This window comes from Lacrimispora sp. (genome assembly GCF_032078915.1).
Classification (GTDB): domain Bacteria; phylum Bacillota; class Clostridia; order Lachnospirales; family Lachnospiraceae; genus Lacrimispora.
Genome location: NZ_DAMAUN010000080.1, coordinates 20960 through 27317, shown reverse-complemented (window position 1 = coordinate 27317; position 6358 = coordinate 20960). Strand labels below are relative to the sequence as shown.

General features: G+C 40.5%; 7 protein-coding genes. All 7 read right to left on the bottom strand.

Annotation, left to right across the window (positions count from 1 at the left end; genetic code table 11):
- Nucleotides 1-297 precede the first annotated feature (297 nt).
- The 7 genes from RT269_RS23615 to RT269_RS23585 all read right to left on the bottom strand — a co-directional run bounded on the left by RT269_RS23615 (nt 298) and on the right by RT269_RS23585 (nt 6293).
- Nucleotides 298-696, bottom strand: coding sequence for an Mbeg1-like protein (locus RT269_RS23615; RefSeq protein ID WP_313186299.1), 399 nt, complete (start codon nt 694-696; stop codon nt 298-300).
- A 27-nt stretch (nt 697-723) separates the two neighbouring features.
- Nucleotides 724-1857 carry a hypothetical protein gene (locus RT269_RS23610; RefSeq protein ID WP_313186298.1) on the bottom strand — a complete coding sequence of 378 codons (1134 nt, stop codon included), beginning with the start codon at nt 1855-1857 and terminating at the stop codon, nt 724-726.
- A complete protein-coding gene (locus RT269_RS23605) occupies nt 1847-2443 on the bottom strand; it encodes a hypothetical protein (protein WP_313186296.1) in 597 nt (198 codons plus the stop codon). Before RT269_RS23605 ends, RT269_RS23610 begins: the two co-directional genes overlap by 11 nt.
- Before the next feature lie 78 nt (nt 2444-2521).
- Complete coding sequence (locus RT269_RS23600; RefSeq protein WP_313186295.1) at nt 2522-2950, bottom strand: DnaJ domain-containing protein; 429 nt, start codon at nt 2948-2950, stop codon at nt 2522-2524.
- Between the two features lie 51 nt (nt 2951-3001).
- Nucleotides 3002-3427 carry a hypothetical protein gene (locus tag RT269_RS23595; RefSeq protein WP_025231974.1) on the bottom strand — a complete coding sequence of 142 codons (426 nt, stop codon included), beginning with the start codon at nt 3425-3427 and terminating at the stop codon, nt 3002-3004.
- Between the two features lie 33 nt (nt 3428-3460).
- On the bottom strand, nt 3461-3889 hold the full coding sequence (locus tag RT269_RS23590; RefSeq protein WP_313186293.1) for a membrane-associated protease 1: 429 nt from the start codon (nt 3887-3889) through the stop codon (nt 3461-3463).
- 235 nt (nt 3890-4124) lie between these two features.
- Nucleotides 4125-6293, bottom strand: coding sequence for a transcriptional regulator (locus tag RT269_RS23585; protein ID WP_313186291.1), 2169 nt, complete (start codon nt 6291-6293; stop codon nt 4125-4127).
- Between the last annotated feature and the right edge of the window lie 65 nt (nt 6294-6358).

The following is a 6358-nucleotide window of genomic DNA, read 5'->3' as shown; positions in this document are numbered from 1 at the left end:
TATTGCGAGAATAAATACACCAATAATCATAATAATAATGATTGCACTTTTTATCCCATTACTTCTCATCTATTTACCCCAGCCATTCTTTTCTGAAAAAACAATTCTCACATCATTTCTAAGATTCCGATAATGCGTCCAGCCCATTCCAAATGGATATCTGATTTGCAATCCTGAAGGAACAAAAGTACGGTCCGCCAGTGTTACTCCCGGTTTGATAAAATAATTCGGTTTATGTACATGGAAGAAATACATTTTTAAATTAAATCCATCTCCCAAAAGGTCAGCATTATAACACTACACTCCCGAATCAAAGTAAATCGTATTTTTATTGCTCCTGGTTTTCGTAAAAATCTGGCTGACCATATCCCGGTATTCGTTGATGTTATGAACAAGGTTCAAGGCAAGGTTCTGTTTCCATCCACTGATTTGACTTAAAAAAGTCTTAGACAGACCCTGACCATCACAGGAATAAACCTTATCCACCATTCCAGGCGGAAGTGCATATGCACAGGCAGCAGCCAGATTTCCTCCCTTGGAGTGACCAACCAACGTTACATGATCATGTCCTGAATTGGCAACATATTTGGTCGCCTCTCTTTGGGACGGTGTCATAGAGGAAAACATGGCGGCAAAGTTATCTCCCCAGCCATAATTTCCAGCCGTTCCCCGACCCACACCTTCTTCCCCTCCCATTATTATCTGCCTAAGCGTTCCCTACCATCATTCCGTTTTCCCTTTATAAGTCCACGTTGCATGAGCAGCCGCATTGCAGTTTGTCATATCCATAATATTCAATTCAGGAATGTAAAATCCTATATAAAGAGAATCCTTCTCAATTTCCTCTTGCTCTCCTTCTGTATTGGCATATATCATATTATGAAAAACAACCGCATAAAATGTATCCTTGCATATCTGATACCGAGGCCGTGTATCGGTCATTTCCGGGCTTGTCGCATACATATAATCTATAGGCCTGCTTCCCTCAGGTATATATCCGTTCATATTTGCAGACAGCATTTGCTCCAGTTCCTCTTTCTCAAGACCATATTCTGTCATGGATGCCACTTGATCAAATGCCGGCTGACCGTAAAAAGTTTCATAAGTTCCTGCCAGATATTGCTTTTCATGTTCTTCTTCCTTTTCGTAATAGGCAAATGTCCCATCTTCATGCAGGCATAGTTCAGAACCATCGTCATATAAATATGTATTACCGCTTACATAATCAGCATTTCCCATTTCAAACATAAGGCTTTCCCTTAATTCTGTTACATTTCTTTTAATAGTCGATTCCGTATCCTTATCTATATCAATATAAGAAGTCTGCCCCACAAAAGTAAGAACAAGATTTTTTTGCGGTGCAATAACAACCTCCGTATAAGTATATCCACCTTCCATCTCCCCAGTAATCGTTCCTAAGTAGCAGAGTACTTTTTCTTCGGAATACCATTGTGTCAGAGATTCACTTTGATCCAATAATTTAAAATAATCTTCCTCCTGATAATATTCAACCAAAAAGGAAAAACACTCCTCTGGTGCAATAGAACCAAGCGGAGAACTGGCATTCAAGCCATAAACATTGGTACGTTCTCTATCCCAAAAGCATTCAGAATCCTGAACTTTCTTCCAACCAAGGTGAATATTAAAAGACACCTCTCCTGTCGAATATCTCATATCCGGTTCAACACCGCCATTTTCTTCAATAACCGATTCCAGGACTTTTTGCGCTTCTGGGCTCACACCCTTATTGGTTTCTTTATACAAATTTATACAGGAACATAAAAAAACTGTTGAAAATACAATCATCATCATCACTGCGAAATTCAGACACAGCCCTTTTTTCCACTTATTTATCATCAAAATCCCCTCCTGCCTTTTGTATCGTTTTCATCATAACAGCAATACTGTTTTTCCAAAATGAGTAACTTTCTTCCCTCATATTAAAATCAAGGATAACGGTTTTATTATCTAAGCAGAATAAAAGGATATAGTTTATCTGATTTTGTTCCGGCATAGAATGAATTGCAGTAAAATAAAAAATTTCCACTCCATCCACCACTTTACTTCCGTCTATATCAAACCATGTTTGCTGTTTTGACATAGTCATCTGTTTCTGATAATTCTTTTTTATATGTTCTAAATCAATGGGCTTCTTACAGTCCACAGCCTTAATCACCAATGCCAGGTGTTCGGACTGTGAACGCAATAATATGACCCCCTCTTCCCTAATTTCATTTAGTAGTAGATTCTTAGGAAGGCAGATAGAAAAAAAGTTTCCAAAAAATACTGTCCGCTCCATGTTCAGTTCTTTTAACTTCTGGATCTCCTGATGGAGCTTTTCTATATTTTCCAATGCTTTTTGTTTCAGCTTTTCTTCACTGCTTTCTGTTTTTTCTTCTTTCTCCATACAGGCTAAATACAAATCAATGTCCAGCCGTTCCATCTGCTTTTCCCTCCTTTGAAGGTCCTGACTATCCTGTTCCCCCTATTTTCTCCCCTCAAAAAACCGTTGGCTTTTTCCTCATTTTTTCACGCCAAAAAATGCAGAAAACAGCTCATTGGTATTGACCGGCCCATCATGTTTTTTCGCCCCGTCCCCGGTCCCACGGTATGTCTCCATCCCTTTTCCCGGCTGAAATCCAAAGAAGCGTTCAAACTGACTCATATCCGGAGCTGCATTTCCCGGTCTCTCTCTTTGTTCCCGGGAGTCTTCCCTTTTGGCCGTGCCTCTTTCCTTTTTTTCTTTCTGGAAAGAATCATATTGTTTCCTTTTCTCTGCATCGCCCAGAACCCCATAGGCTTCCTGGATCTCATACATCTTCTTATTTCCATCCGGGTCATCCTGTATCACATCCGGATGATATTCCTTCGCCAGCTTTCGGTAAGCGGCCTTAATATCCTTTTCTGTTGCCAGAGGGGTTACCCCAAGGATTTTATAGTAATCAAGCATTTTTTCTTTCCTTATCAAAAAGGGGCTGCCTTTTCGGCAGCCCCTGCATGTTTACACGCTGTATCCGCCTTCCACAGCGATCTGCGCCATCTTGTCCTTTTTCTGCTTGATGATGAGCCGGAACGTTCCTACACCTTCCGTATCTCCGTAGTTTTCTTTATAATCCACTACAAATGCGTTAGGATATGTATATTTTCTCACTACCTGAGAAGCTGCAATCACCTCAACGGTCACCTTCCGGTAACAGTCCGACTTTTCTGCGGGTACTAAGGACCAGAGTCCTAACTGTCTTGTAGAATCAAAAGGATCTCCATCCACTGCAGTTAAAATCTTTCCTGAAATTTCCACAGTACTCCCCAGATCGGTGGAACGCGCGTTGGAATCAAGTGGAATATCTGTCTTAAACTTTACTCCTGTAATGCTGGTGGTCCCTAAGTCAATGGTAGACGGGCCTTCTACTTTTAATGTAAATCCCATAATCTGTTCCTTCCTTTCTTTTATTCTTCCTGATTACTCTCCGCTGAATCCGCCTTCGAATTTAAGAGAAGCCATTTTATCCTTCTTCTGCTTAATGAGAAGCTTGAATACTCCGGTTCCTGTTTCATCAGTAAAATCTTCCCTGTAATCAACCACAAATGCATTGGGTACCGTTATCTGACGAACTACCTGGGATGCATTTACCACGTCGATCTGAACATTCCGGTAGCAGTCTGAATTTTCTGCGGGAACTAAAGACCACCTGGCCATCTTGCTGGTATCATCGGCGGCCTCCCCGCCTACTGCCGCCAGTATCTTTCCTTCAATCAACACCGTTGAACCAAGATCTGTTGATCTGGCGTTGGAATCATGGGGAATGTCTGCTCCAAATACTACGTTGGTAATGCTCGTCTCACGCAGTTCTACGGTTTCGCTGCCTGTGATTTTCATTCTAAGTCCCATATTACGTCCTCCATTCTTAATAAATAATTTTTTATAATCCATAAGCCTTTTTATAGCTGGCTTTCGGATATCAGATTTTTAAAATAAAGCTTTTATTTGTTTTTCTTTCTGACTCCTTTATAAATTGTATAACCTGCAATTACAAAGAATATAACTGTTACGATTGTGCTGACATTTCCATACATGATTGATCCCACCTTTCATATAATTATGTATGGACAATCCCTGGTATTATTTACGCAGTCTGTCCTTTTCTTGTCAGCTCCACCTTAAGGTTTCTGGTTGTGTTGCTGAATGTAAGCTGTATGTTGCAGATACCATTCTTCTCATCTATGCTGAAATCCAGCTCATCTCCATCCTGTAGCAGGGAATTGACATACTGGCGGTTTGCATCCCATTTGCTCTTCTGGCTGCTGGGGTTATTGCTGAAAAACTGCAATATTTTATCCTGTTTGAAGTCTCCGCTGTAAAACCGTAGCATTCTCTCAATATAAGTAACCAGAAGGGTTTTGTAGATGGGTTCAAATTCTGTCCCATTGCTTAATAAATTTCTGGCTTTATAGACCATGACATTCTTAATTTCCTTGCCCTTATGCTGAGCATTATCCGAGGTGAAAACAAAACCAAAACCTGTGTTGTTAATGGAATTTTTAATGGCATTGGTAAATCCTGATATCTCTTTTGTCATACTGGTTGTGACTAAAAGAGCATTGTCTCCTGCCTCTATGTCATAGCGCACTCCGGGGTATTCCATGGTAGTATTAGGGAATCTCTGCTTTAGATATTCCGGACACTGCCATGCGGCGGCAATACCGGCAGCTCCGTATGCAGCCCCCACATATACCCCCTCGATCCACATCTTCATAATGTCCTCTTTCTCCTCAGAAAGAGTCACATTTCCATTTTCATTAATGACCATTCGCTTATCTAGTATAAGCCCTGACTTATCCTTTGGTATGATAGTTACATTGGGAATGCAGGGAACTACAAATTCACTGTAATCCCTCTTCATAAGAGGAGTGCATTTATCCTTAAAGATTCCAATTCCCTCGGTAGCTATATAATTAAACGTACTTTCTTCTCCGGTGGAAAAACTGAAAAAGGTTGTAATCTTATAGGGATTAATGGCATTCATCAAAATAGCAAGGTTTTCCATGGTATTGGTTCCCGGTTTCTTTACCTTCTGATTTCCTGCAAACCGCATTCTCTGAAGCTTACCATCTCCTGACTGGTTTAGTTCTACATCCGGAACAATCCCAAACCATAGAGTATTCTCAAATTCATTCTTATCATTTGTAGTATTTAAATAAGTGATAAGTCTAGGCAAATTGCTGGATTTTATCATCATTTCCAAAGGAGTGTTCGTGATTAAGAGCCTTGGCTGCATTCCTTTCTCTTTTACCTGGTACTGGTCAAAGAACGCCTTTACACCCAGAATCTTCTCAATCAATGGTTTTACTGCTTTTACAAAATCATCTTTGCTTTTTTTATAAAATTCCAGATAAGTATTATAATTATGTACTTCTACCTCCCGGTCAACGGAGCTTTCCACCGTCGAAGAAAGGGGGCAGAAGGTCCTGACCACCAGTTCTCTGACATAGTCAGACCTGTTATCATTAAGGGCATCGTAATCATCCCGGAATGTCTGAATTAAACTGGTATTGATGTGGTCATCCACGATTGCAAGCTGGGTTCCTTCTTCCTGCTTCATTTCCAGGATTTTCAGCTCTCCATCATCTCCCATACTTAAAAGCCCTGCTTTAAATTCCTGACCTCTTTGTGCAGTTTCCCCACTTCCTAAAAGCAGGCGGGTTTTGATATCTTCAATTGCAAGAGGAAGCATAGCCAGTACATTGTTGTAATTGTGGCTTGCCTGTTCAAACTGGTAATTCAGCTTGTCTCCCAGATCAAGACGCTTAGGATCTTCCTCATCCAGCCCCATGTAATTCCCATAAGTATATTGGATCTCTCTCCGCACCTGGCGGATATCCTCCATAATCTTTTTGGGAGAGATCATCTCTAAAACATTACTGAATTTAAAATCCACATTTGCTACTCCCAAGGAACCTCTTGCATCCTGCAGCGTAATGAGCATGTTGAGTAAATCGTTCATTTCATTAAGCGGTATTTCAGTAATGCAGTTATCCGGTATATTCTCCGGTTTGATCAGATTGTACTGAATGTTACCGGTATTCGCATCACACCAGGAATAAACAACTGGGGCAAACTTCTCCAAAAAATCCTCAAAACTTTCTACCAGAAGCGTTTCATTAATTTCCTTAATCTTGTCATCATCAAGGCTTGTCTTCCCTCTTACATCCCCAATCAGGGTCAGAAGATTCAGCTTTTCAGGATTCATTTCGGAAAACAGAATGGTCCGGTTGGTTTGTGTAATAGTTTCCATATGCTTTTGCTCCCTCTTTCTCACTTTTATTCAATCGTTTCCATCAGCTGTCACTAACAGAGAAC